The sequence below is a fragment of the Pseudomonas sp. B424 genome (assembly GCF_055408345.1).
Window position 1 is genome coordinate 1 of record NZ_JBUZTL010000058.1, and the last position, 3133, is coordinate 3133.

Sequence of the window (3133 nt, forward strand, 5' to 3'; positions counted from 1 at the left end):
ACCTTTCGGTTCACGCTCCAGCGAATGGGTATGTAATAGACAGGTGTTTTGTGAGTCGCAAACTTTCGGTTTGTATCGTCTTCACACACCGCAACTTGCTTCTAAGCAAATTGCTTGGGTGTTATATGGTCAAGCCTCACGGGCAATTAGTATTGGTTAGCTCAACGCCTCACAGCGCTTACACACCCAACCTATCAACGTCGTAGTCTTCGACGGCCCTTTAGGGAACTCAAGGTTCCAGTGAGATCTCATCTTGAGGCAAGTTTCCCGCTTAGATGCTTTCAGCGGTTATCTTTCCCGAACATAGCTACCCGGCAATGCCACTGGCGTGACAACCGGAACACCAGAGGTTCGTCCACTCCGGTCCTCTCGTACTAGGAGCAGCCCCTCTCAAATCTCAAACGTCCACGGCAGATAGGGACCGAACTGTCTCACGACGTTCTAAACCCAGCTCGCGTACCACTTTAAATGGCGAACAGCCATACCCTTGGGACCGGCTTCAGCCCCAGGATGTGATGAGCCGACATCGAGGTGCCAAACACCGCCGTCGATATGAACTCTTGGGCGGTATCAGCCTGTTATCCCCGGAGTACCTTTTATCCGTTGAGCGATGGCCCTTCCATACAGAACCACCGGATCACTAAGACCTACTTTCGTACCTGCTCGACGTGTCTGTCTCGCAGTCAAGCGCGCTTTTGCCTTTATACTCTACGACCGATTTCCGACCGGTCTGAGCGCACCTTCGTACTCCTCCGTTACTCTTTAGGAGGAGACCGCCCCAGTCAAACTACCCACCATACACTGTCCTCGATCCGGATAACGGACCTGAGTTAGAACCTCAAAGTTGCCAGGGTGGTATTTCAAGGTTGGCTCCATGCAAACTGGCGTTCACACTTCAAAGCCTCCCACCTATCCTACACAAGCAAATTCAAAGTCCAGTGCAAAGCTATAGTAAAGGTTCACGGGGTCTTTCCGTCTAGCCGCGGATACACTGCATCTTCACAGCGATTTCAATTTCACTGAGTCTCGGGTGGAGACAGCGCCGCCATCGTTACGCCATTCGTGCAGGTCGGAACTTACCCGACAAGGAATTTCGCTACCTTAGGACCGTTATAGTTACGGCCGCCGTTTACCGGGGCTTCGATCAAGAGCTTCGCGTTAGCTAACCCCATCAATTAACCTTCCGGCACCGGGCAGGCGTCACACCCTATACGTCCACTTTCGTGTTTGCAGAGTGCTGTGTTTTTAATAAACAGTCGCAGCGGCCTGGTATCTTCGACCGGCATGGGCTTACGCAGTAAATGCTTCACCCTCACCGGCGCACCTTCTCCCGAAGTTACGGTGCCATTTTGCCTAGTTCCTTCACCCGAGTTCTCTCAAGCGCCTTGGTATTCTCTACCCAACCACCTGTGTCGGTTTGGGGTACGGTTCCTGGTTACCTGAAGCTTAGAAGCTTTTCTTGGAAGCATGGCATCAACCACTTCGTTAACTAAAAGTTAACTCGTCATCAGCTCTCGGCCTTAGAATCCCGGATTTACCTAAGATTCCAGCCTACCACCTTAAACTTGGACAACCAACGCCAAGCTGGCCTAGCCTTCTCCGTCCCTCCATCGCAATAACCAGAAGTACAGGAATATTAACCTGTTTTCCATCGACTACGCTTTTCAGCCTCGCCTTAGGGACCGACTAACCCTGCGTCGATTAACGTTGCGCAGGAAACCTTGGTCTTTCGGCGTGGGTGTTTTTCACACCCATTATCGTTACTCATGTCAGCATTCGCACTTCTGATACCTCCAGCAAGCTTCTCAACTCACCTTCACAGGCTTACAGAACGCTCCTCTACCGCATCACCTAAGTGATACCCGTAGCTTCGGTGTATGGTTTGAGCCCCGTTAAATCTTCCGCGCAGGCCGACTCGACTAGTGAGCTATTACGCTTTCTTTAAAGGGTGGCTGCTTCTAAGCCAACCTCCTAGCTGTCTAAGCCTTCCCACATCGTTTCCCACTTAACCATAACTTTGGGACCTTAGCTGACGGTCTGGGTTGTTTCCCTTTTCACGACGGACGTTAGCACCCGCCGTGTGTCTCCCATGCTCGGCACTTGTAGGTATTCGGAGTTTGCATCGGTTTGGTAAGCCGGGATGGCCCCCTAGCCGAAACAGTGCTCTACCCCCTACAGTGATACATGAGGCGCTACCTAAATAGCTTTCGAGGAGAACCAGCTATCTCCGAGCTTGATTAGCCTTTCACTCCGATCCACAGGTCATCCGCTAACTTTTCAACGGTAGTCGGTTCGGTCCTCCAGTTAGTGTTACCCAACCTTCAACCTGCCCATGGATAGATCGCCCGGTTTCGGGTCTATTCCCAGCGACTAGACGCCCTATTAAGACTCGCTTTCGCTACGCCTCCCCTATTCGGTTAAGCTTGCCACTGAAAATAAGTCGCTGACCCATTATACAAAAGGTACGCAGTCACCCAACAAAGTGGGCTCCCACTGCTTGTACGCATACGGTTTCAGGATCTATTTCACTCCCCTCTCCGGGGTTCTTTTCGCCTTTCCCTCACGGTACTAGTTCACTATCGGTCAGTCAGTAGTATTTAGCCTTGGAGGATGGTCCCCCCATATTCAGACAAAGTTTCTCGTGCTCCGTCCTACTCGATTTCACTGCAAAGATGTTTTCGCGTACAGGGCTATCACCCACTATGGCCGCACTTTCCAGAGCGTTCCGCTAACATCAATACAGCTTAAGGGCTGGTCCCCGTTCGCTCGCCACTACTAAGGGAATCTCGGTTGATTTCTTTTCCTCAGGGTACTTAGATGTTTCAGTTCCCCTGGTTCGCTTCTTAAGCCTATGTATTCAGCTTAAGATACCTAACTTATGTTAGGTGGGTTCCCCCATTCAGACATCTCCGGATCAAAGTCTGTTTGCCGACTCCCCGAAGCTTTTCGCAGGCTACCACGTCTTTCATCGCCTCTGACTGCCAAGGCATCCACCGTATGCGCTTCTTCACTTGACCATATAACCCCAAGCAATCTGGTTATACTATGAAGACGACATTCGCCGAAAATTCGCATGTTCAATTAAGAACTTTCACAAATTTTACCTTAGCCTGAATAAACACCAGTGAAAGTG

The 3133-nt window shown here is 50.8% G+C and carries 1 rRNA gene; it reads right to left on the minus strand.

The annotated features are described in order from the left end of the window. Positions 1-125 precede the first annotated feature (125 nt). Positions 126-3017, minus strand: a 23S ribosomal RNA gene (locus ACZRMS_RS26150). Between the last annotated feature and the right edge of the window lie 116 nt (positions 3018-3133).